15 protein-coding genes, 1 rRNA gene and 3 riboswitches (1 of these 19 only partly in view) are annotated in these 24672 nt (G+C 44.2%); of the genes, 14 read left to right on the plus strand and 2 right to left on the minus strand.

All coding sequences use genetic code 11. The annotated features are described in order from the left end of the window. Positions 1–220: 220 nt before the first annotated feature. From MHI53_RS02015 to essA, 6 genes are all read left to right on the plus strand, one after another. Positions 221–511 (plus strand): WXG100 family type VII secretion target, encoded by a 291-nt coding sequence (locus MHI53_RS02015; protein WP_061143192.1) that lies wholly within the window; start codon positions 221–223, stop codon positions 509–511. Positions 512–607: 96 nt separating this feature from the next. Beyond that, positions 608–847, plus strand: coding sequence for an EsaB/YukD family protein (locus MHI53_RS02020; RefSeq protein ID WP_061143206.1), 240 nt, complete (start codon positions 608–610; stop codon positions 845–847). Positions 848–916: 69 nt separating this feature from the next. Further along, positions 917–2224, plus strand: coding sequence for a type VII secretion protein EssB (gene essB, locus MHI53_RS02025; protein ID WP_340372641.1), 1308 nt, complete (start codon positions 917–919; stop codon positions 2222–2224). Between the two features lie 30 nt (positions 2225–2254). Beyond that, the gene (gene essC / locus MHI53_RS02030) at positions 2255–6736 is read left to right on the plus strand and encodes a type VII secretion protein EssC (RefSeq protein ID WP_340372642.1); all 4482 of its coding nucleotides are present in this window, start codon (positions 2255–2257) and stop codon (positions 6734–6736) included. Further along, the gene (gene esaA / locus MHI53_RS02035) at positions 6729–9659 is read left to right on the plus strand and encodes a type VII secretion protein EsaA (RefSeq protein WP_340372643.1); all 2931 of its coding nucleotides are present in this window, start codon (positions 6729–6731) and stop codon (positions 9657–9659) included. The genes essC and esaA overlap by 8 nt, the downstream gene beginning before the upstream one ends. Continuing rightward, positions 9646–10122 (plus strand): type VII secretion protein EssA, encoded by a 477-nt coding sequence (gene essA / locus MHI53_RS02040; RefSeq protein WP_340372644.1) that lies wholly within the window; start codon positions 9646–9648, stop codon positions 10120–10122. The genes esaA and essA overlap by 14 nt, the downstream gene beginning before the upstream one ends. Positions 10123–10614: 492 nt before the next feature. Here the strand turns inward: essA and MHI53_RS02045 are convergent, their stop codons facing one another. Together MHI53_RS02045 and MHI53_RS02050 are read right to left on the minus strand one after the other, a co-directional pair. After that, a complete protein-coding gene (locus tag MHI53_RS02045; RefSeq protein ID WP_340372645.1) occupies positions 10615–11553 on the minus strand; it encodes an ABC transporter substrate-binding protein in 939 nt (312 codons plus the stop codon). A gap of 3 nt (positions 11554–11556) precedes the next feature. Continuing rightward, complete coding sequence (locus tag MHI53_RS02050; protein ID WP_081092491.1) at positions 11557–12156, minus strand: hypothetical protein; 600 nt, start codon at positions 12154–12156, stop codon at positions 11557–11559. A 106-nt stretch (positions 12157–12262) separates the two neighbouring features. Next, positions 12263–12478, minus strand: a riboswitch (cobalamin riboswitch). Positions 12479–12667: 189 nt separating this feature from the next. On the opposite strand from MHI53_RS02050, the gene MHI53_RS02055 reads away from it, so the two are divergent. From MHI53_RS02055 to MHI53_RS02090, 8 genes are all read left to right on the plus strand, one after another. Next, positions 12668–13624, plus strand: a complete 957-nt coding sequence (locus MHI53_RS02055) for a MoxR family ATPase (RefSeq protein ID WP_340372646.1) — start codon at positions 12668–12670, stop codon at positions 13622–13624. Between the two features lie 59 nt (positions 13625–13683). Continuing rightward, positions 13684–14838, plus strand: a complete 1155-nt coding sequence (locus MHI53_RS02060; protein ID WP_340372647.1) for a DUF58 domain-containing protein — start codon at positions 13684–13686, stop codon at positions 14836–14838. Then, the gene (locus tag MHI53_RS02065; RefSeq protein WP_340372648.1) at positions 14835–17033 is read left to right on the plus strand and encodes a transglutaminase domain-containing protein; all 2199 of its coding nucleotides are present in this window, start codon (positions 14835–14837) and stop codon (positions 17031–17033) included. The genes MHI53_RS02060 and MHI53_RS02065 overlap by 4 nt, the downstream gene beginning before the upstream one ends. Positions 17034–17069: 36 nt before the next feature. Beyond that, positions 17070–17171: riboswitch (purine riboswitch) on the plus strand. Between the two features lie 178 nt (positions 17172–17349). Further along, positions 17350–18870, plus strand: coding sequence for a glutamine-hydrolyzing GMP synthase (gene guaA, locus MHI53_RS02070; protein WP_167353425.1), 1521 nt, complete (start codon positions 17350–17352; stop codon positions 18868–18870). Positions 18871–19092: 222 nt separating this feature from the next. Beyond that, a riboswitch (purine riboswitch) is annotated at positions 19093–19194 on the plus strand. A 97-nt stretch (positions 19195–19291) separates the two neighbouring features. Beyond that, a complete protein-coding gene (locus tag MHI53_RS02075) occupies positions 19292–20623 on the plus strand; it encodes an NCS2 family permease (protein ID WP_061143203.1) in 1332 nt (443 codons plus the stop codon). A 149-nt stretch (positions 20624–20772) separates the two neighbouring features. Continuing rightward, a complete protein-coding gene (locus MHI53_RS02080) occupies positions 20773–21615 on the plus strand; it encodes a transcription antiterminator (RefSeq protein ID WP_061143204.1) in 843 nt (280 codons plus the stop codon). 210 nt (positions 21616–21825) lie between these two features. Then, positions 21826–23895 carry a glucose-specific PTS transporter subunit IIBC gene (gene ptsG, locus MHI53_RS02085; RefSeq protein WP_340372649.1) on the plus strand — a complete coding sequence of 690 codons (2070 nt, stop codon included), beginning with the start codon at positions 21826–21828 and terminating at the stop codon, positions 23893–23895. Positions 23896–24282: 387 nt separating this feature from the next. After that, a 16S ribosomal RNA gene (locus MHI53_RS02090) occupies positions 24283–24672 on the plus strand (it continues 1161 nt past the right edge of the window).

Genomic DNA, 24672 nt, shown 5'->3' on the forward strand with positions numbered 1-24672 from the left:
AAGGAACTTTCTTTTTCGAAAAAAAGTAAAACCTTTGAAATTTTCATGAAAAAAAAGTTTAGTGCCTTAAGAAAACAGGTACATAGACTTTAGTGATTCCAGAATTAGGTTAATTTACGTAATCATTTTTTACCATTTTTCGACTTCGTTCTTATTTATATGGCAGAATTTGTATGGTTCCATTAAAATGTAACTATAAGATAAAAGGAGGATTTTTACTATGTCACAAATTCGCGTAACACCTTCAGAACTGAAAGATGTAGCTAGACAATATGATAATGAGAGCCAGCAGGTTACGGATATCATTGGTCGTTTAGATAGAATGAGAGATCATTTAACTGGCATTTGGGAAGGTTCTTCCAGTGAGGCTTTCGTCGGGCAATACGAGGAATTGAAGCCTTCATTCATGGATATGGCCCGATTGTTGAATGAAGTTTCTCAACAATTGCATAAATCAGCTCAGATCCTTGAGGACACAGATAACCAGATTGCTAGTCAAATTCGCGGATAATCTTCAGGTCATAAATGATAAAGAATTATTTAGAAAAAGCGCCGCGACTCTTTATGAAGATCGTGGTGTTTTTTTGCTTGAAATGAGGTGGGCTCTATATATATTCAATTAACGATCGATTTAAAGAGGTATACGGGTGAAGTATTCGACTTGCAAGTGTCGGATTACCGATCCATCAAGAAGGTTATCGAAATAGTATGGCAGCTTAAGGATATTGCCCTTACACCTAAGGAGGGCTATTGGGTGCGGGTCCAGAATAAAGAGTTTGTATGTTCAGGTTATGACACCCTGCTCGATAGCGGGATTACGACTGGGGATCGCCTTGAGATCCTTTAGTGGTTCAGTGCGGCCTCATAATAGGATAAAAGTCTAAAGCCCTTTAGCAGGGGTAAAGGAGTACATAAAATGGACGAGTTGAGTTCCTCATATCTGGAGAAAAAAATCGCAACACATATGGTGAAGGATGATAGTGGTTATATGTTCGTTTTTCAACGGGCGAAACTATCGATGCAAGATCGGCTGGAATTGCAGCTTATCCATGAAGCTGATGATGCTCTCCAGAGACATATAGAAGTGACAGAGGATGAGGTGCAGATCAGAGTAAATCCACCAGCCTCTTTTTTTGTTTTTTCGAGGGCAAGAGAGAAAAATGTGATACGCCAATGGGTATCTTCTTATCAAATCGTGAAGAAGATCAGAAATCATCAATTGACTCGGTTGATGCTTGCCGTCTGTCCGGAAAATATCGTTTTTGATTCAAGTATGTCCCCGTATTTCCTCCATTACGGTGTAAGGGACAGTCTGCCTCCCTATGAGCAGGATCAGGATATGTTATTTCAAGAAACGAAGGCAACGATTTCGGCGCTTGTGGATGGGCAACATTCATTCGAAGAGTACCTGCTTTACCATCAAACACTGAAGCTATCGAACGAAGCACAAAGCATATTGGCTGCCGGGACCTGGGATGAACTTTCCACAATCATTCAATCTCGAATAGATGCGTTGGAGAAGGAAGAAAAAGCATTTGTGCATATCCCCGAAAAGAAGTGGAAAACGGCACGGTATACTCTTATGGGAACGATGATCGCCCTTGTGCCATTGCTGTTCTTTACGATTTATACGCTTTTCATCTCCCAGCCAAGACATACTGCATACGTAGAAAGCGGTGAAAGCTTCCTAACGCAAAAATATAGTGAAGTTATTGACCGATTGGAAAATTATGATCCAAGGAAAATGCCGTATGTCGTTCAATATGAACTGGCAAGGTCTTATGTCACTTATGAACCGTTAGAGGGTGCCGCGAGGAAGAATGTCGAAAATGCCATCACCTTGCAGACCGATAGTCAGTATCTCTTGTATTGGATTTATATAGGCAGGGGGGAGAACGAGGACGCGATCGATTTGGCGAGAATCATGGAGGACCGCGAATTGATCATGTACGGGCTGATCAACCAGAAAGAACAGATTAAGCTGGATGATCGGCTATCTGGAGAAGAAAAGGAAACGCAACTTAAAGAAGTCGATACGGAGCTGATCCAATATAAAAAGGAAAAAGAGGAATTGGAAAAGCAATTGGATGAACAGGAAGGACAGAACCTGGAGAAATCCGATGCGGAAGCAGAAGCTAAGCCAGCAGTAAAAGAGGAAGTTGAAAAGAAAGAAAGCAAGGATTCAATAAAAACATCTGATGAAAAAGAGAAAAGCAAAGAGTGAGCATATTGCCTTTTGCGGAGGTGAGATTATATGAGTTTATTATGGATTTATTCCCAGCGAACCTACCAATCCTATACGATCAAGGATCAGCATAACGGCCCCATTACGATTGGGCCAGCAAAAAAGGATACAATCCGCATCCATTCGTTGCCTTTCGAACATGGATCTATCGAGCTGAGAAAACGGGATGGGCTCCATGAATATGAGGTATATGGAGGAGAAAAGAAGCTTGGTGATGTAAAGCCGTTACAGAGCTTCACGTTTCGTGAGGGAGATGAAACGGTCGATATTTTTTATATAGCAGGACAATCGGAAGAAAGCCTCTATTATATCGGCAACTTGAAAGAAATCACTGTATCACACAAGGCGGAAGCCACTTTCCGTAAGGAAGGAACCCTTTCGTGGAATGGCTTATCCATGGTTTTTCTTCGAGGGCGATGGTTTCTAATGCCCGATGAAAAAAGCAGGGTTTTCCTGAATGGTGAAAGGCTGGCAGCAAAAGCACCCATTCAAAATGGCGATCTCATTTTTTTGCCTAATATGACACTGAGGTTGATTGAAGGCGACTTACTAATGGTTCATAGTGCCGAAACCTATGCAACATCCTTACCTGAAATGAAGAAGCCGATCTCGGAAATGAAGAAAAGCTATCCCCAATTTCGCCGGACTCCAAGGATGATCTATGATTTGCCTGACGAGAAAGTGACAATCTCATTTCCGAGCCAGGAATCGGAAGATAATAATAGAGGGTTATGGCTCATCCTGATGCCGCCGCTGATGATGTTGATTGTCATGGGTGTCATTACGATCGTTCAGCCGCGGGGGATATTCATCATCATATCGATTGTGATGTTCACCACGACTTTGGTAACCTCGACGGCACAATACTTTAAAGATAAAAAGAAACAAAAATTCAGGGAAGAAAAACGCCAACGTGTCTACACAAGATATCTAGATCAAAAACGGGAGGAACTGCAAGAACTTTCTGAAAAGCAAAGGAATGTGCTTTTCTATCATTATCCATCCTTCGAAAGGATGAAGCAGCTAACCGAAAGTATCAGTGACCGTATATGGGAGCGAACCTTGGAAAGTGAAGACGCACTCCACTTTAAGATCGGGACGGCGACGATATCGTCAAGCTATGAGGTCTCGGTCAACAGTAACGATATGTCCAATCGAGAAATTGATGAATTACTCGAGCGGTCACAGGAACTTGTCGATGTATACAAAAACCTGGAGGCTCTTCCGTTATCAATCGATTTATCTCATGGATCGATGGGGCTTGTCGGAAAGGAGTCGATCGTTAAACGGGAGTTGCAACAATTGATTGGGCAGCTGGCATTTTTCCATAGTTATCATGATGTCCGGTTTGTGGCCATCTTTCCGGAAACCGACTACCAGGAATGGGAATGGATGAAATGGCTTCCCCATTTTCAACTGCCTCACGCCTATGCAAGAGGATTCATATACAATGAACAATCACGCGATCAGCTATTGACTTCGATTTATCAGCTTTTGAGGGAGCGGGATTTGGATGAAAACAAAGGAAAAGCGAGGTTCACTCCTCATATTGTCTTCATCGTTACGGATCGCCAGTTAATTGCTGAGCATGTCATATTGGAATACTTGGAAGGCAGAGCGGATGATTTGGGCATCTCGACAATTTTTGCTGCCGATGCAAAAGAAAGTTTGACGGAAAATGTTCATACACTCGTGAAGTATATAAACGATCGCCAAGGTGATATTCTCATCCAGCAATCGAAGGCTGTCCATACTCCCTTTACACTTGATGTCCATGCTAGAGAAGGTAATGAGCGTTTTGCACGGACGCTGCGCTCACTAGATCATCAAAAGGGCATGAACAATTCAATCCCAGAAACGGTGTCCTTTTTGGAACTGTTGAGGGCACGAGAAGTGGAGGACCTGCCGATCGGCAAGAACTGGCTTACCAACCAATCCTCCAAATCCTTGGCCGTACCGATTGGTCTGAAAGGAAGAACGGATAGAGTTGAATTGAATCTGCATGAAAAGGCGCATGGACCTCATGGATTGGTGGCTGGGACGACGGGTTCGGGGAAAAGTGAACTGCTGCAAACCTACATCCTATCGTTAGCCGTTCATTATCATCCACATGAAGTAGCCTTTTTGCTCATCGATTATAAAGGCGGGGGAATGGCGCAGCCATTCAGGCAGATTCCCCATCTGCTTGGAGTGATTACGAATATTGAGGGAAGCAAGAACTTCAGCGCAAGGGCCCTTGCCTCCATCAATAGCGAATTGAAAAAACGCCAGCGCCTATTCGATCGATATGAAGTCAATCACATCAACGACTACACGGATTTGTACAAAGAAGGAAAAGCGGAAGAACCGTTGCCGCATTTATTTTTAATATCAGATGAGTTTGCCGAGCTTAAGAATGAGGAGCCGGATTTCATCCGTGAATTAGTCAGCACTGCCAGAATTGGTCGAAGCTTGGGTGTTCATTTGATTCTTGCCACGCAAAAGCCCGGCGGTGTCATAGATAACCAGATATGGAGTAATGCCCGCTTCAAGATTTCCCTAAAGGTGCAGGATGCCAATGATAGCAAGGAAATCCTTAAAAATGGCGATGCCGCAAATATCACGGTCACGGGGCGGGGATATTTGCAGGTAGGCAATAACGAGGTGTACGAACTGTTTCAGTCAGCATGGAGCGGTGCCCCTTATTTGGAGGATACGGCGGGATCGGAGGACGAGGTGGCACTGGTCACCGACCTTGGCCTAGTTCAAATCTCGAGTGTTTCGGAACAGGCTGCTAGTCGAAGGAAAGAAAAAATCAGTGAAATCGAAGCCGTTGCCGATCATATCGTGGCGACACAGGCAGAAATGAAGATCGAGAAGCTGGCAAGCCCATGGCTTCCGCCCCTTCAAGCTCGCCTATCGAGAAGCGGTGAAAGCAGCCTGACGAGCAATCAAATCCATCTCGGAATGAAGGATGAACCGGAATTGCAAAGCCAGACAAATTATATCTATAACTGGTTGGAGGATGGAAATATCGGGATATTCGGTTCTTCCGGATACGGTAAATCAACTACGGCTTTGACCCTGCTCTTTAGCTTTGCCGATCAATTCTCTCCTGAAGAACTACATTATTATTTGTTCGATTTTGGCAATAGCGCGTTACTGCCATTGCGCCAGCTGCCCCATACAGGGGATTACTTCCGATTCGATGAGCTTAGGAAAATTGAAAAATTCATGCTATTCATGAAAGCGGAAATCGAAAGGCGCAAGCAGCTTTTTTCGCAAAAGGAGCTTAGTAACATCAAGCTTTATAACGCGTTAGCGGAGGAGAAATTGCCGATTATTTATATCACGGTCGACAATTTCGATTTAGTGAAGGATGAGATGCAAGATCAGGAGGCGCAATTGATCCAGTTTGCACGTGACGGACAATCACTGGGGATTTTCATGATTTTGACGGCGACTAGAATCAATGCCATTCGCCAGCCATTGATGAATAACCTTAAGACGAAAGTGGTTCATTATTTAATGGACAGTTCGGAACAATATTCAGTCCTGGGCAGAACCCCTTATGAAAATGAACCGGTCCCGGGACGAGCTTTGGTGAAAAAAGATCAAACTTATCTCGTGCAGGTCTATTTACCAGCCGATGGAGCCGATGATATAGCCGTTCTGGCAGAAATGAAACAGGCTGTCGCTGAACATAAAGGGAAGTACCGGGAATACCCTAAGCCGCCGGCCATTGCGATGTTGCCGACGCACCTTGATACCGGCTCTTTCAAGGAATACTGGACACAAGCCATCAAGAAAGAGGCCATCCCGATCGGTCTTTCGGAGGAGAGCGTTACACCTGTTTGTGTGGAGCTGAATGTCGATCCATTCTTGCTTGTCCTCGGTCAGTCTAGGAAAGGAAAAACGAATGTGCTAAGAGTGCTCATGGAGTCCTTGCTGACACAATCGATTGGCGAAATAGGCTTATTTGACGGAATCGACCGTGGTTTATCCTCATACGCTCCGATTGAAAAGGTACGTTATGTGGAAACAAAAGATCAGATAACGGAGTGGCTCGATCATATTACGGAAATCTTTGAAGAGCGTGAAAGGGAGTACCTAGCAGCGTTGGAGTTGAAACCGATGGAGCAAGAGGAATACAAAGCCATCATTTTTGTAATTGATAGCATTTCCCGGTTTCAGCAAACGATCGATGGCAGGATCCAGGATCGAATCAGCGGGATGATGAAGCAGTATAGTCATCTTGGTTTCAGACTGATCGTCGCTGGAAATGCCAATGACTTCACCAAGGGGTATGATTCATTGACAACGGAATTGAAGCAAGTCAGGCAGGCAGTCTTGCTCCTGAAAAAATCGGACCAAAGCCTGTATACACTCTCTTATTCGAGAAAAGAAGAAGAAATTCAGCCGGGCTACGGATACTTTGTCCAAAATGGCCGGGAATGTAAAATTCAAATTCCATTAAGTGAAGAAAGAAGGAGAGTGCACGAGAGTGTCTGAAAAAATTAAACCGGTGCTGTTAATCGCTAAAATACTCGTGATTTTAGCGCTGCCAATTTTGTTTTTTTCTTATATTGGTCAAAATCCAATGAAGAAACTGGAAACGGCATCCCGTGAAATCGCGATCGTCAACGAAGATAATGGCACTGAATTCAATGAAAAGCCGATTTACGTCGGTTCGGAACTTGTTACGACATTGGACAAGGATTCTGAATATGAGTGGATCGTAGTTAACCGAAGCACGGCTGAAAGCGGGCTTGCCAATGAAAAGTATGATGCCGTTATCTACTTCCCGTCCGATTTTTCAAAGAATATTTATACGTTCAATGATGAACGGCCAATCAAGGCGGGGATAAAGTATAAGGTACAAACAAGTTTAAATGCAGAGAATATGGAAAAGGTACAAAAGGAATTAGAAAAGACAAAAAGCAAAATGAACAAGCATATTTCAACACAGTATTGGAGTTATGTTTCCCAATCAGTCGAGGACATCCGCAAGAAATTCGATAATGTCCTTGCAAAGGAAATCGCCTTTCAAAATACGATGTATGAATTCTATACACCTAGCTCGGAAAGCCTTGCCGGGAGTATAAAGCAGCATAAGGATATGCTTGAAGGGGTATTCGCCGAAACGAAGGATGCCGGGAAGACGAGTAATGAAACCATGGATGAAATGGGTCATACAAAAGCCCAAATGGCTTCCTTCGTAAAAGATGTCGCCTCGTTCGAGGAATATCAAAAAAATCAAAGCAAACTTTTCATGGACGCTTCGAGCCAAAATCAGCAGCTAGTCAAGGACAGTGTGCAAGCTTATGGCAAGGTGTTGGATGAGGGGAGCCAACAGATTCCTGAGATTCAGCAAGGAATGAGTGCCAAGTACAGCCTAAATGACAAAGACTTTAGTGAAAACGTCGGGATCATGAAGGAGAGGCTGGACTCCAGCAATGCTGAGTTGGAAACCTTCACAACAAACCTGAAAGGAAAGCAAGTCGATCAAATTTCGAAAATCTCTCAAGAACAACAAAGCTCGATTGAACAATTCAAACAAACGGAAGAGTTAGACCTTGATAAGCTTCAGGCTGCCATGCTTGCGCAAAGAGGAAACCTTGCAAGCGGCTCTGGCGATGGGACGGATGCCACTGGAGGGAACGGTGCAAAGATAGAGGATATCGAGACTGAAACGGGTATGGGGGAGGCGGCAGATGCCCCTACAAAGAAGGATCCAATCGATGAGCTCTCGCTGCAGGCATTACTGGACCAAATCAATGGCATCCAATCGGCCCTTGCAGGTTTGGTGCCGGCTGAGGGGAGTGAAGGAGCTGCTGAGCAACTCAATATTCTTACAGCAGAACTCCAAGCAGAAATCAATAACCTCAGCGGAACGGTGAACGGCAGAACCGGGAATTATAATCAAGTGATAACGGAGTTCAATGCACTGGTAGATTCATATAATCAACTGCTGGAACAGCATAAGCAGCTACAAGCTGATTATCATGAACTTGGCTCCGATTACAAGGATCTTGGCGATGAATGGAAAAAGTCACAGGAGGATATAGAGGAGCTGCAGAACATCCAAAATATGACCATCGACGAGGCCATCGCGAAGATCAGGAGTTCCGAGCAGAGCCTCCTTGAAAAAGTGGGGGGAGAAAGGCGCGCGGTGCTGGTGCAGGTCTTTAATGATTCCATCACCAACCGTAATGCAAATGAGCTCCTATCCTATTATGGCTCGCTGTCATCTTACAGTGAATTGGCTGAACGAGTCACGGCAGCGAAAGTCGATAAAATATTTGCAGCCAATATAAAGGAATTGGAAAACCTGAAAAATGGGGTTTCCCCAAACGTGGATGAGGGAGCGAAACTCGTCAAAACAAGTTTAGCAGGAGTCGATGATAATTTCGGAGTGTTCTCCGACTCCATCTTAGGTTTTATGAAGGAATATGATGCAAACGTAAAAGCGGGGCAGGAAGCAACGTTAGCTGAGTTGGCGGCAATTACCGTACGTGCTCAAGAAGTATCTGCCCAAATGTCGGATCATATGGAGCCACCTGAAATAGAAACGGAACCGCCGTTGAACCTTGATGGTGAAATGTTTGTAACGCTTCAAGATAATACAGCGACAACTGTCGGCTTCATCTCCGAGCTTGTCAATTCGGTGGCCGAGCGTCAAGAAACGGTTACGAAGGATACCGCCGACCTGCAAGTGAAAGTGGGCTCCGTACAGGAAAGGGCCGATCAGCTTAATGATAATTGGTCAAAAAACGTGGATTCGACCGTTCAAATCAAGACGGACGTATACAGTGTCTTGAATAACACGCTAGTCGATGATCAGCAGAATGGGTATGTGTATGAGTATTTAGCGAATCCCGTTCAAATCAGCGGAGAAGTCCTTCAGCAGGAAAAGGTCAATATCCCGCCGATCGTCATGTTGGTGATCATCCTCATTTCCGGCTTATTGATCGGTTTTTTCCTGCATCATTATGGATCCCTTCCAATGATGGTCCATGCAGCACTGAACGCTTTATTGAATTTAATTGTAGGTTTGATCATCAGCATCTATGGCTTGAAAATATATCCTTTGGGGGATATGCAGGAGATTAAATGGACCGTTTTCACCGTCCTGCTGTTATTCTTCTGTTCTGCATGCACCCGGCTTGCCTTCTCCATCGGGCCGTTTGTCGGGGCGATGCTGGTGATTGGTTTGATTAGTTTCTTCATGATTCCATTATTGGATTTGATCATGCCTAATTTCAACGTCGATCATCCGGTTGCAGACGTATACATGTCCATCCAATTCGGTGATCAGTCGGCATTCATTCCGGCCATCATCATTTTGATGATACTGACGCTCATCGGATCGGTCATTCCCTATATAGTGAAGCGCTTTACAGAAAGAAGAGAAATGGCCCATGAAGCGGAATAAATATGTATGGTATATCTTGTTCATTTTGTTCTTTATCGATCATCCGCATGGCCACGCCGAGGAGCCGATGGTCGAGCCCAACGAATATCAGGAAAAGGATATTGATATTCAAACGGAGTATTTCCATGAGGAGGGGTTGCTGGAGCAAAAGCAGAGACTGCCTGAGGAACAAAAGGACCTTTCCTTTGAAAGGGGGAAATATGATGCCGTCGATTCGGTGACGGATTCACTGTTTCTTTCCCCAGTAACGGAGAATAATAATACCATCGCTTCAAAGGCCGAACAGCTTGGATTATTCAAAGAGGACGGCAAGCGAATGACAAGCGAAGAAGAAGCGGAGCCCTCGCTTCATTTTGACCTGACGATTTTGCTTGTTATCATTCTAGCGCTTGCGGTCGTGTGTTTGTTTTTTATCATCATCCCGAAAATGGGAAAGCTGAATGGAGCTACTAAACGAACATGAAAAAGGGCTTTAGCTAAAAAATACCCTACAGGAAGACACTATGAAAAATGTCTATCCTGTAGGGTATTTTTGTTTGTAATATTTCGTCTCTTCCACTCCGCACTAAGATCAAGATGCCTGCAGTGTGGTGGTGTACTTATTCCGTTTCATTCCACTTGGCGTGAAAATGAAGGTGCAATACTGATTACCGACAGTTACGAAAAAAAGATGCCGCCTGAAAAATAAAAAGGCAGACAGCATCTCCTTGTAGTTGCCTATCTTTTTTTGCTAAAGGTCCATGATGGCTCTAAGAAGCCCTAAAACAAGGGCGATTGCCAAGACCCAAATGAAGAATCTTTTATACATGATCGATACCTCGGATATCATAGGTTTGGATTGCCTTCATTTTAGCATAAACAAAGGAAGAAAAGCAGAGTCCATTGCCATCACTTAATGTAGCGAATGATATGAATGGAAGGATGCCCCGATATATCGGAGCATCCTTGTTCAATATTATTTAAATAAGTCCGGGTAAACGGTTTTAGCAGCAAGTTCTACCGCTTCACCGATCCTTGGTCCGGGACGGGACATGACACTTTCATCAAGCAGGTGGACGTCATCGTTTTTCACGGCAGCGATTTCTTCCCAACCTTTACGTGATTTTATTTCATCAACGGCATCTTTTACATAGGTTGCAGTGGTAAGGATCGTTTCCGGGTTGCGCTTGACGACTTCTTCCCCGGATATTTTAACCCAGCCCTTTTGGTCGGCAAAGACGTTTTTAATGCCAGCGGTTTCCAGGATTTCTTGTTGGAAGGTTTCGTCACCTGTTGTATAGATTTCCGGAGCCGGACTGATTTCAAAATATGTTTGCTCCTGTTCATCCAAGGTTCCCACTTTTTCCTCGACACTTGCTATTTGGGATTTGATATCCTTCACCAATGCATCGCCTTTCTTGGTAACTCCCATCACTTTGGCAATCTGCTCAATATCTCCGTATACGTCATCGAAATTGGCTGCCGATTTAATGATGAATATAGGGATGCCGGCATCTTCGAGTGGCTTCAGCGTCGCTTCATCGCCAACGGTATAAGCGATGATCGCATCTGGCTTCAGGGCTATGATCTTTTCTGCATTGATATTCACGGAATCTGAAACATGTTCGATTTTCTTCGCTTCCTCGGGATAATTATCGAAGTCCGTCACGCCAACCACTTTCTTCCCCTGTCCTAAGGCAAATAGAATTTCGGTATTGCTAGGCTGCAGTGAAACGACTTTTTCTGGTGCCTTATAGAATTTTATTTTCTTTCCAGTATCATCTGTAACGGTATAGCTCTTCGCCTCGTTCGCTTTTTTATCATCTTTTGCAGATTGATCCGTTACGCCACATCCTGTAAGGAAAAGGGCGAGCATAAGCATGGAAATCCAGCTGAATCTTTGGGTACATTTCATTATTTATTCCTCCATCTGTTTTTTCATCGGTTTAGTAGGATAAGATTTGCTAATAAAAGGTATTTCTTCAAAGCCTTGTCGCTTATTAACGTAGACTGCCATTACGAATAAAACGTTTGCAAGCAAGTGGGCGTAATCGAAAAGGATGTCCGGAACTTCCCTTTCCAGACTGACTTTGTGCAAAGCGCGGACGGACTTTTTGGCTTCGCTGCGGCAGGCATGCAGGGCACATGCCGCCGTTGACCCTTGGGGGAGCACAAATGTCTGGATCTGTTCTTTAACTTCTGCGACATACCGGTCATAAATCGAACTTAAATGGTCCAGGTCATGGTCGCTGATGGCTAGTTTTCCACGGACTGAACCATTTAGATGATAGGCCATGGGCAGCAAAACCATTAAATCCCGGTGAACGTCAGGAACATCCTTCGTCAGGGATGCGGCCATGCCGATTCGCGTCGTCAAGGAGTCTGTTCGTATTTCAAAATCGACTGTGGAAGCGGATTCGCGCATGTATGGATAGCATAAAAAACGAAGGTCTTTCTTTGCCATAACTCTTCCTCCTTTACGTAGTTTGGTGAATGACTGCCGTATCGCTTTTCGCATCAAAACAAAAAGCCGACCAAGAGTTTTGGTCGGCATCGAGCATCCATGTATTCCTAGTAGAAAAAAAGATGGAAGGCTGCCGTACAATCTCCTATCTTCCGAAGAGCATGATACGATAAAAAAAGGCAGGTCTCCTGGCTTGTGCGTCATTTTACTCTAAGAACCTTCCCATTTGATGATGGATAGCACAAATGTCCAATCCACCATCAAATAGTGGTATGCATCTTATTTCATTAGCACTTACAGTTGCGGAAACAGCTTCGGTTTTGAACCGAATTCCCTATTAAGCTGACAAGGCAGCACCCTTTTCTGCAAGGTTCATATTCACTTAGGATAAGTTTACCATACCTTTTTCCTTAAGCTGCACTAATATTTTTAGAGAATTTCGTTTATGGTTTACGGAATATCTAGTAAACTTACAATGTAAGGATTAATTGGCTGTTACTGTAAAGAGAAGTCGGAGATAGATTGGAAATGAGATAATCGTGATAGATTTCCCAGGAGGTAGCGAATGATTTATAAGCAGGCAAATCAAAAACTGGAAAAGGTTCTAGGAAATATTGAAAAAGTGATTATCGGAAAGCGGGATATTGCAGAACTGAGCATCGTCGCACTGCTTTCCGGTGGGCATGTTTTATTGGAGGATGTTCCGGGAGTAGGCAAGACAGTCATGGTCCGGGCGCTTGCCAAATCGATAAGTGCGAGCTTTAAGCGAATACAATTCACGCCTGATTTACTCCCTTCCGATGTAACCGGCGTTTCGATTTTCAACCCAAAGGAACAAGCGTTCATTTTTCGGCCAGGACCGATAATGGGACATATTATTTTGGCAGATGAAATTAACCGGACCTCTCCGAAAACGCAGTCTGCCCTGCTTGAAGCGATGGAGGAGGCAAGTGTGACGATCGATGGCGTCACCAGGGGATTGGAGCAGCCCTTTTTTGTCATGGCGACGCAGAACCCGATTGAGTACGAGGGCACATATCCGCTTCCGGAAGCGCAATTGGATCGATTCCTGTTAAAAATGAAGATGGGCTACCCGAGTGTTGCGGAAGAAATCGAGGTCCTGCAAAGAGCTCAATACATGGCTCCGCTTGAAGAGCTGGAATCAGTCATCACCTTGGAAGAATTGAAGGCCCTGCAGGCAGAGGCTAAGATGGTGATCGTGGATGACACAATAAAAGGATATATTGTTGAACTGGCCAATGAAACGAGGAGCCATCAGGCTGTCTATCTTGGGGTCAGTCCGCGTGGATCGATTGCTTTGATGAAGGCAGCCCAAGCTTATGCACTAATACAGGGCAGGGATTATGTCCTGCCGGATGATGTTCAATATTTAGCTCCGTTCGTTTTCTCCCACCGCCTGATTTTAAAACCTGAAGCGAATTATGATGGCTTCGATGCTGAAATGGTGATCACCGAAATTGTCGCGAAGACTCATGTGCCTGTGAAACGGGCCTTGTCATAATGCGTAGCTTCAATCATTTTCTAAAGAAAAACATGAATGCGGCCGGGTTGGTATTTCTTATGGCCACTTCCTTTTGCTTTGCGATGTTTCAAGGCGGATTTGTCAGTTGGTTCATTTTTTATTCGTTTTTGCCCTTTGCCGCGTATGCCATGATTCTGCTGTTTTATCCCCTTCACTCCATTACGGTTGAAAGAAACGTCAGCAAAAGAGAATGCCAGGCAGGTGAAACCGTTGAAATGAACCTGACGTTCACCCGTAAGAACCGGCTCCCGCTCTTATTTCTGGTGATAGAGGAGGAATTGCCAGGAGATATGGAAGATAGTGAAGATAGTGAAGATAGTGGGATTTATAGAAAGGCGCTGATCTTCCCTGGGTTCAAGCGTACCATCAGCTTGTCGTATGCTTTGGAGGGCCTGCCACGTGGTGAGCATAGGTTCCAATCGATCCGTTTTTTGATAGGGGACTTTTTTGGACTCGTTGAAAAGGAGGCGATATTCGATTCTCCTATGAATATAACCGTTTTCCCTACGTATCATGAGCTTGACTCCCTATATCTCGATCAATTGTTCAATCAGGGACAAGCAGGCCCGACAAAGAAAACACATCGGGAACATTCGGTGGTATCCGGGGTGAGGGAGTATCAGCCAGGTGATCAGCTTTCATGGATCAACTGGAAAGCGACGGCTCGAACGAGTGAGATCATGACGAAGGAATTCGAAGTGCAAAAAAATCGGGATGTATGGATCATCCTTGATAACCAGCCATCGATATCATTTGAAGAATCCATTATTGCGGCGGCTTCCTTTGTCCACAGCCTGTTAAAAAAGGGCATCCAGGTTGGTTATGCGAGTACGTCTTCGAGTCTAATCCTGCCTGCCGGGGCGGGCAGGAACCAGAGAAGGAAGATTTTTACCAGACTTGCTAAAGAAAGAACGGATGAAACAAATGCATTAGCTGATAAAGGAAGGAAGGGAAATTTGCCGGCAAACGCAGCCGTGATTTTCATCGTATCCGATTTGACCAGGGAAAAGATGGAACTATTAAATGCTTTCCGCACTAATCGAGGGTTAACGATGTTATGCATGAAGAATCCGGAAAATCTACTGGATGAGGAAAAAAGGGTAATGACTACTGCTATGACAAAAGGAATCAAGGTTAGCTTTATTGAACATGAGCAGCTGCGGTTCGATAGAACGGGGGTGATGGCAAAATGACTGTCACTGGTGAAAAGCTGCAAAGGTACATGCATATCATCCTATATGTTTTTGGTCTGATCTTGACCACTGAGTGGCTAAGGCCGGTCGATCAACTGACGGATACAGGCAATATTTTTATTTTTGTCCTGTTTTTAATCTTTTCCCTGCTGCTGCATTACTTCCAAATACATTGGCCCATCCGCTTTATCCTCATTTCCGTGTATATCATGTTTTCCTTACAGCTCCTTCACTCAATAAATGGTATATCATGGATGAGTGGGTTTCTAGTCGATTTTACAGCTAACCTAAGGTTTATATACGATGCGAATTGGGAGTCGATCACAAACCCATTTCGAACGTTGTTATTTTTTGTGCTTCTATGGCTTGTAACGTATTTGATCCATTACTGGGTGATGGTAAGGCAAAGCATTTTTTTCTTTTTCCTTTTAACGGTGTTTTTCGTATCTGTACTTGATACATTCACTCCCTACGCGGGGGACATGTCAATGATAAGGATCATCATCACTGGTTTTCTGATGCTCGGCCTGCTTTCCCTGCTGCGTCTCATGATACAGGAGCAGATTGCATTTCCGCCGGCAGCCATCAAAAAATGGGCCATGGTGCTGATTGGCGTGATCGTGTTAAGTGCCGTCGCTGGCTTCATCGGTCCAAAGCTCTCTCCTCAGTGGCCCGACCCAGTTCCTTATATCACTTCTTATTCAAATAAAACGATGCAGGAAGGCGATGGTTCTAAGGACAAAAGCGTCGGTTACGATGAAGATGATTCAAGTCTTGGCGGTTCGATAGAGCCTGATAGCTCCGTCGTTTTTTATAATAATGCAACTGAGGGGCATTATTGGAAAGTGGAAAACAAAGATGTTTATACAGGGAAGGGCTGGGTTTCCATAGAGGAACCGGACGTTGCCTCTTTTTCCATTGGTCAGGATATGGGCCCATTGGATATTTACCAAGTTCCTGAAGTGATGAAAACGAAGGAAATGACAACTGAAGTGTCCATGGAAGAAATGTATCCGCATATCCTGCATCCTCAATCCGGGTATTTAAAAAAGATTGAGGATAACAGCAACACCGAAATGAATTTTATATATTATCTAGGCATGGACAAAATCATTACCGAATGGAAAAATGGCGACCCTCAATTAATGAAAGAATATGAGTTGACCTATGACATGCCTAGTTTTGATATAGCTGAGCTAAGGAAGGTAACGGAACCCGATGAATCGATGGCTGTGTTAATGGAAAAAAATACACAGCTTCCTGAGGGATTGCCTAACCGGGTCTATGATTTGGTTACGCAGCTTACGAGAAATGAAACGAATTGGTACGATAAGGCAAAAGTCATTGAGAATTATTTCGATCGCCCTGAATTCATTTATTCAAAAGATGAAATTCCATATCCAGATACGAATCAGGATTATGCCGATCAATTTTTATTCGAGACAAAGATAGGGTACTGCGATAATTATTCGACGGCAATGGTCGTATTACTCCGTGCCGCCAATATACCTGCCAGATGGGTAAAGGGCTACACGGAAGGGGAGAAAACGGTTAATCGTGGAGAATCCGTTTATAAAGTCACCAACAATAATGCACATTCCTGGGTCGAGGTTTATTTTTCGGGGATAGGCTGGGTGCCCTTCGAACCAACAAAGAGTTTCAACGGGGAAGTCGAATTTTATGACTCGGAATTGAAACAGCAAGAAATCAAGAACCGGGAGGATGCCCCAGCTAATGCAGAGCAACCAAAGGTAGAGGAGAGGGAACGCCTGGATAAACCCGATAACGATGCTGAATCCATGAAGGAAAAGGATGAACGGAGACTGGACGGGCAAAGGAAATGGATGGCCTCCGCTCTTATGGTTGTCCTGATTCTCCTGGCAATAAGCTATATCTCGAGAAGGAAATGGATTCCGCATCTGCACGTCCTTATGTATAGGCGGAAATCCGGCCAGCATTTCACGTCTGCGTATGCCATTTTATTGAAGCAATTAAACCGGGCTGGGCTAATTCGACCAGCTGGGCAAACGTTAAGGGAGTACGCAGCTTATGTCGATGCAGTGTACGGTACAAATGAGATGAGCGAATTGACGGCTGGATACGAAATAATGTTGTATCGTGGAGACGTGGAAGATGGCGAATGGGAGCACTTTCAAAGCGTCTGGGAACGCTTGATGAAAAAAACTAGCTCTTGACCAGGTTTTTATTATATTGATACAATAACAAAAACTAACTTAAACTAATATATCCTTCATATATCCTCGATAATATGGATCGAAAGTTTCTACCGAATCACCGTAAATGATTTGACTATGAAGGCGGATTTTAACAGGAAAGCTGAAAATCTGCCTTCGTCTGTACTTTTTGTGTATTTTTGAGGGTGGATTTTTAGTTTTTCTTTTTTTATGATAATATTTTTTATAAGAAAGTATCACCCGATTATACGGGTGAATTACATTGATAGAGGTGACGTTTGTGCCGGGGAAAACAGAATTGCAAAAAAACCAGGAAATGATCGTAGTACTAGATTTCGGAAGCCAATATAACCAATTGATCACTCGTCGTATCCGTGAATTCGGTGTGTACAGTGAGCTTCATCCTCATACAATCACGGTAGAAGAAATCGAGAAAATGAATCCTACCGGAATCATTTTTTCAGGGGGCCCGAACAGTGTTTATGATGCAGCGGCGTTTGGCTGTGATGAACGCATTTTCGAAATGGGTCTGCCGATCTTCGGTATTTGTTATGGCATGCAGTTGATGACCAAGCATTTTGGCGGAAAAGTGGAGCCGGCGAAAAACCGTGAATACGGAAAAGCTACATTAGCCATCCAAAATGAATCCAAGCTATTCAGTGACCTGCCGCAAGAGCAAATCGTCTGGATGAGCCATGGTGACTTAGTGGTTGAGACTCCTGAAGGCTTCACCGTTGATGGGACGAACCCATCATGCCCGATTTCGGCTATGAGTGACGAGTCACGTAAATTATACGCGGTACAATTCCATCCGGAGGTCCGCCATTCGGTTTACGGTAATGACATTCTGAAAAACTTCGTATTCGGAGTTTGCGGCTGCAAGGGCGATTGGTCCATGGAGAACTTCATTGAAATCGAGATGGAGAAAATCCGCCAAACGGTCGGAGATAAAAAGGTATTATGCGCCTTAAGCGGCGGTGTCGATTCCTCCGTTGTTGCCGTATTGATCCATAAAGCGATTGGCGATCAGCTGACATGTATCTTCGTTGATCATGGATTGCTTCGTAAAGGCGAAGCTGAAGGAGTAATGGAAACATTCAGCGAAGGCTTCAATATGAACGTAATCAAGGTCGATGCATCCGAGCGTTTCCTATCGAAGCTAGCTGGCGTATCCGATCCCGAGCAAAAACGGAAAATCATCGGTAACGAGTTCATCTACGTATTCGATGACGAAGCAACGAAGCTTGAAGGCATCGATTTCCTTGCGCAAGGTACGCTTTACACGGATATTATTGAAAGTGGCACGGCCACTGCACAAACAATCAAATCGCATCACAATGTCGGCGGCCTGCCGGAAGATATGCAATTTAAATTGATTGAGCCATTGAATACGCTATTCAAGGATGAAGTGCGTGCACTTGGAAGTGAAATGGGCATTCCGGATGAAATCGTATGGCGTCAACCATTCCCGGGTCCAGGTTTAGGTATTCGTGTATTGGGCGAAATCTCTGATGAAAAACTTGAAATCGTTCGTGAATCTGACCATATCTTGCGTGAAGAAATTAAAAAGAATGGCTTAGAGCGCGAAATCTGGCAGTATTTCACGGTGCTGCCTAACATCCGCAGTGTCGGGGTCATGGGCGATGCCCGGACGTACGATTACACCATCGGCATCCGTGCGGTTACATCCATTGATGGGATGACTTCGGATTGGGCACGTATTCCGTGGGATGTACTTGAGATCATCTCGACGAGAATCGTGAATGAAGTGAACCACGTAAACCGCGTCGTGTATGACATTACGTCCAAGCCGCCTGCAACGATCGAGTGGGAATAGAAGCAACTAGCAGCTGATCAGTGAAGGGAGACCTTCACTGATTTTTTTTGTGGGATTAACGAAAGAGTATGTGATGTGGTTTTGTTTCACGTATGTTGGTGAACGTATACCCATAATTAGACAGGAATATAAAGCGAAACGCGAACGTTTCCTGAAATTACATAAAAAATATTCGTGAGACATATTGACGATTATTTTGGCGACTGATACACTATACCTATATTAATAAAAAAACATAATTGTCGTATAATATTGGGGATATGGCCCAAAAGTTTCTACCAAGCTGCCGTTAACGGCTTGACTACGATGTGAACAGAGGCCAAGTGGCCACTTCTTTACATAATAGTAGTCAAGTCCCGTTCGGAAGCGAATCGGGCTTTTTGTCTTTTGGCTTACGATCTTATGATAGGGGAGACTCATAATGAAGAATTATTTTCGTTTTAATGAATTGGGAACGAATTATCGCCGTGAGATACTTGGCGGTCTAACAACGTTCCTTTCTATGGCATATATCCTGGTTGTTAACCCTGTGATGCTGACATTGCAAAGCATCGATGACTATCCAGATGAATTGAGAATGGATTACGGAGCGGTTTTCGCGGCTACAGCCCTAGCTGCCGCAATTGGCTCGATATTGATGGGGCTCATAGCAAGGTATCCGATTTCACTCGCCCCTGGTATGGGACTGAATGCATTTTTCGCCTTTACCGTTGTTCTTGGTTTCGGAATACCTTGGCAGACCGCTTTAACTGGCGTTTTGATATCAGGGGTCATTTTCGTTTTACTCTCCTTATCTGGAATACGTGAGAAAATTATCAATGCAATACCGGTCGAGCTGAAATACGCAGTTGGAGCGGGTATCGGTTTATTCATTACGTTTGTAGGGTTCCAAAACTCCGGAATCATTACGAATGATGACAGTGTCCTTGTCGGCTTGGGCGATTTAACCTCGGGAAATACGTTATTGGCAGTCTTCGGAATTGTCGTAACCGTCATTTTAATGACGAGGGGCGTCAAAAGCGGCGTGTTCATCGGTATGGTCATTACGGCCATCGCCGGAATGATTTTTGGCCAAGTGCCTGTTCCTGAGAAAATCATCGGAGCGGTTCCAAGCATTGCCCCTACATTTGGGGTTGCATTCGATGCTTTCGGAAATCCGGGAGATCTCTTCACGGGACAAATGTTAATCGTTATATTGACCTTCTTGTTCGTGGCTTTCTTCGATACGGCTGGTACGTTGGTGGCTGTAGCGCAGCAAGCAGGCTTAATGAAAGATAATGTCCTTCCTAGAGTGGGAAAAGGGTTGCTTGCAGATTCTTTATCCATCGTTTCAGGTGCAATCCTGGGTACATCCACAACTACATCGTATGTTGAGTCAACATCGGGCGTGGCAGCCGGTGCACGAAGCGGATTTGCGGCCGTGGTGACAGGTTTGCTGTTCATCCTATCGCTTTTCTTCTTCCCGCTTCTTTCCGTCGTAACATCGGCGGTGACCGCTCCGGCATTGGTCATAGTCGGAGTACTGATGGCATCTTCACTTAAGAATATTGATTGGCACAAGTTCGAAGTGGCCGTTCCAGCGTTCTTTACCGTCATCATGATGCCGATGACTTATTCGATCGCCACGGGGATAGCTTGCGGATTCATCTTCTATCCGATCACGATGTCGATGAAGGGAAGAGCCAAGGAAGTTCATCCCATCATGTGGGGGCTAGGAGTCGTCTTCCTTTTATATTTTATTTTCTTGAAGTAATGATACGCATTGATCAGAAGAGCCCTTTTTTGGGGGCTCTTCTTTCTGTTGTAAGAGAAAGGACAAATCGTGTATAGTAAAGGGACTAAGTACTGAGTACTTTATCCTGTGCGCATAAGGATGACTTTGCGAAAAAATGAGGGAGAAAAATGAGCGGTTTTATCGTTGAAAAGGTATTGAACAATAACGTGGTGATTGCCACGCATCCGTCGTATGGCGAAGTGGTTTCGATCGGGAAAGGCATAGGCTTCAACAGAAAGAAAGGCGAGGAGTTAAGTCCGCAACTTTTTGATAAGACATTTGTTCTAAAAGATGTTAAGGAGCAGGAAAGTTACAAAAAACTTTTGCCGCAGATCGACCAGAATCTCCAAGCTGCCATTATAGAATCCATTCATCTTATTAATGATCGAGTGTCGGGAAAGCTCAATGAACATATACATGTCGGATTAACTGATCATTTATTGTTCGCCCTTCAGCGTGTTTCACAAGGAATGACTATCAAAAACCCATTTTTGAAAGAAACGATAACCCTCTATCCTTTTGAGCACGATATCGCCGTCGATGTCATCGATTTAATTCAAGACAAGACAGGAATCGGCCTGCCGCAAGGAGAAATCGGATTCATAACGCTTCATATCCATAGTGCAATAGCCAACAAGGACTTATCGGAAGTCAATCAGCATTCGCAATTAATCTATCATCTCATACAAGTGGTGGAAGAGCAGCTCGGGGTACGGATAAACAAAGAGAGCATCGACTATTCCCGCCTGGTCCGTCATCTAAGATTCATGGTAGATAGGGTCCTCGCAGGGGAAAAAGTGGATGAGCCAGAAAAAATCGCTTTGCTATTGAAAGAAGAATATCCTTTGTGCTACAATATCTCATGGAAGCTAATAAAAATTATGCAAAGGAAATTAGGCAAGCCGGTTTGTGATGCGGAAGCTGTCTATTTAACGATGCATATTCAACGATTACAAAAGAAAATAAAATAAAAATACATTATCTTACGTGTTACTGATTCGATCAGGCATAAGTGAGGAGAATGATTGTTATGAAAGAGGGTAATATATACCTGATTTCATTTCGATCCTATCTTTGCTTATGCCTTTTTGTATTGGGGAAATGCTGCGTGGGAAAATGCATTATATCACCATATGTAACCGTTTTATTAGTCTGGAAATTATTAAAGAGGAGGAAAATACATGTTTAAAAAGTTGTTTGGTGTGTTGCAAAAAATCGGTAAAGCTTTGATGCTTCCTGTAGCCATATTACCGGCTGCCGGAATCTTGCTTGCGTTTGGTAATGCATTGCAAAATGAGACTTTGTTGGATATCGCCCCGTTCTTGGCGAGTGGCGGAGTTGAAATGGTCGCATCCGTCATGGAGAATGCCGGAAATATTATCTTTGGCAATCTTCCCTTGCTATTTGCTGTTGGGGTCGCGATTGGGTTAGCAGGCGGGGATGGCGTTGCCGGACTTGCTGCAATTATAGGATTTTTAATAATGAATGTAACGATGGGAACAGTTCTTGGAATTGATGCTGTCGATATTAAGAACAATGGTGCGATGTATACTAATGTTCTTGGAATCCCGACATTGGGAACAGGTGTTTTTGGCGGTATCATTGTCGGTGTCATGGCTGCTTTTATGTATAATAAATTTTATGAAATTGAACTTCCTCCATATTTAGGATTCTTTGCGGGTAAACGGTTCGTACCGATTGCGACAGCTGTAAGTGCAGTTATTCTTGGGCTGTTGATGATCTTGGTTTGGCCGACGATACAGTCTGGTCTAAATTCGTTTTCCGAAAACATGTTAGGTGCCAACTTAACACTTGGAGCATTTATATTCGGGGTAGTGGAACGTGCTTTAATCCCGTTTGGTTTGCATCATATCTTCTACTCTCCATTTTGGTATGAATTTGGCAGCTATGTCAATTCGGCTGGGGTAGAGGTTAAAGGTGACCAACGTATTTTCATGGAACAAATTAAAGATGGTGTTCAGAATTTAACTGCTGGTACCTTCATGACTGGTAAGTACCCATTCATGATGTTCGGTTTACCAGCTGCAGCTTTGGCCATTTATCATGAAGCTAGACCGGAACGCAAGAAAATTGTCGGTGGCTTGATGGCTTCTGCAGCTCTGACATCGTTCTTGACAGGTATTACGGAACCGCTTGAATTTGCATTCTTATTTGTTGCACCGGTACTTTTTGGTATCCACTGTGTGTTTGCCGGTCTTTCTTTCATGACGATGCATTTGCTTAATGTTAAGATCGGGATGACATTCTCGGGTGGATTGATTGACTACGTCCTGTTCGGTTTGATTAATCCGCAAACGAATGCTTGGATTGTCATTCCAGTTGGTTTAGTCTTTGCGCTTATCTATTACTTCGGTTTCAGGTTTGCCATCCGGAAATTCAACCTGAAAACTCCTGGTCGTGAAGTGGAAGAGGATGAAGACGCTGAATCTGCTGGATCTGCAAGTACAGCGGGTACCCTGCCTGGAGATATCCTTGAAGCCATGGGCGGAAAAGAGAATATCTCTCATTTAGACGCTTGTATCACCCGTCTTCGTGTATCCGTGAATGATATCGGCAACGTTGATAAAAATAGGTTGAAGAAACTCGGGGCTGCTGGAGTGCTGGAAGTGGGCAATAATATCCAAGCTATCTTCGGACCTCGTTCGGAAACGATCAAAGGACAAATGAAAGATATCATGGATGGGAAAAGGCCTCGTAAGGTTGAGGCGTCTCCGGAAAAAGGCGTCGAAAACCAAATCGAGGATATCATTCCGCAACCTTTACGGACAGAAGGGGCAACCCATCACTTTGTTTCACCTATCAAAGGGGAATTGAAGCCGATTACTGAAGTGCCGGATGCAGTCTTTGCCGGAAAAATGATGGGTGATGGGTTTGCCATCTTACCGCATGAAGGACTGGTCGTTTCTCCAGTGGATGGCACGATCGTTAATCTCTTCCCTACAAAACATGCAATTGGTATTGTCTCCGATGCTGGACGTGAAATCTTGATTCATGTCGGGATCGATACGGTTAAGCTGGAAGGCAAAGGCTTTGAAGCACTTGTCGCTCAAGGTGATAAGGTAACAAGCGGGCAGCCGTTGCTTAAAGTCGATTTAGAATATGTTAAAAACAATGCCGCCTCCATCATCACGCCAATCGTCTTTACGAACCTTTCCGAGGGGGAAAGCGTGAAGATTGAAAAGGCTGGTACTGTAGACAGGGAAGAAGCGGACGTCATTTCCATCAAATAATAATTGTAGACAAGGAGGGCAGCTGTCATGGCTGCCCTCTATTTTCATTCCTTTATGCTTGGTATGGGCCTTATTCGGCAGGAAGGATATATTATAATAGAAGAAGACGGCAGGTTCGTGAAAAAAATGAAAAATATCCAAAGATTAAATTGACTTGTCTTAGGCCAAGTGATAATATATTAAATACACCGCTTACGACATCAAAGGCAGACAAGATTATTTTGAAACTTGCTGTTGACATGTCGCAGAGGAAGGTGCTATAATCATAAAGTTGCTAAAGCGACGTTGTGAAAAATTGCTCTTTGAAAACTGAACAAAACAAAGCGCCAACGTTAAATTTTAAGTGAGCACACACTATTAAAAAAGCAAATGAGCAAGTCAAACATTTCTTCGGAGAGTTTGATCCTGGCTCAGGACGAACGCTGGCGGCGTGCCTAATACATGCAAGTCGAGCGAATCGACGGGAGCTTGCTCCCTGAGATTAGCGGCGGACGGGTGAGTAACACGTGGGCAACCTGCCTATAAGACTGGGATAACTTCGGGAAACCGGAGCTAATACCGGATACGTTCTTCCTTCGCATGAAGGAAGATGGAAAGACGGTTTACGCTGTCACTTATAGATGGGCCCGCGGCGCATTAGCTAGTTGGTGAGGTAATGGCTCACCAAGGCGACGATGCGTAGCCGACCTGAGAGGGTGATCGGCCACACTGGGACTGAGACACGGCCCAGACTCCTACGGGAGGCAGCAGTAGGGAATCTTCCGCAATGGACGAAAG

Source organism: Peribacillus sp. FSL E2-0218, from assembly GCF_037992945.1.
Classification (GTDB): Bacteria; Bacillota; Bacilli; order Bacillales; family DSM-1321; genus Peribacillus; species Peribacillus simplex_B.

Coding starts and splice junctions, on each gene's coding strand:
- MHI53_RS02015 (WP_061143192.1), top strand. CDS start 221: ATGTCACAAATTCGCGTAACACCTTCAGAACTGAAAGATGTAGCTAGA.
- essB (WP_340372641.1), top strand. CDS start 917: ATGGACGAGTTGAGTTCCTCATATCTGGAGAAAAAAATCGCAACACAT.
- essC (WP_340372642.1), top strand. CDS start 2,255: ATGAGTTTATTATGGATTTATTCCCAGCGAACCTACCAATCCTATACG.
- essA (WP_340372644.1), top strand. CDS start 9,646: ATGAAGCGGAATAAATATGTATGGTATATCTTGTTCATTTTGTTCTTT.
- MHI53_RS02045 (WP_340372645.1), bottom strand. CDS start 11,553: ATGAAATGTACCCAAAGATTCAGCTGGATTTCCATGCTTATGCTCGCC.
- MHI53_RS02050 (WP_081092491.1), bottom strand. CDS start 12,156: ATGCGAAAAGCGATACGGCAGTCATTCACCAAACTACGTAAAGGAGGA.
- MHI53_RS02055 (WP_340372646.1), top strand. CDS start 12,668: ATGATTTATAAGCAGGCAAATCAAAAACTGGAAAAGGTTCTAGGAAAT.
- MHI53_RS02060 (WP_340372647.1), top strand. CDS start 13,684: ATGGCCACTTCCTTTTGCTTTGCGATGTTTCAAGGCGGATTTGTCAGT.
- MHI53_RS02065 (WP_340372648.1), top strand. CDS start 14,835: ATGACTGTCACTGGTGAAAAGCTGCAAAGGTACATGCATATCATCCTA.
- guaA (WP_167353425.1), top strand. CDS start 17,350: ATGATCGTAGTACTAGATTTCGGAAGCCAATATAACCAATTGATCACT.
- MHI53_RS02075 (WP_061143203.1), top strand. CDS start 19,292: ATGAAGAATTATTTTCGTTTTAATGAATTGGGAACGAATTATCGCCGT.
- MHI53_RS02080 (WP_061143204.1), top strand. CDS start 20,773: ATGAGCGGTTTTATCGTTGAAAAGGTATTGAACAATAACGTGGTGATT.
- ptsG (WP_340372649.1), top strand. CDS start 21,826: ATGTTTAAAAAGTTGTTTGGTGTGTTGCAAAAAATCGGTAAAGCTTTG.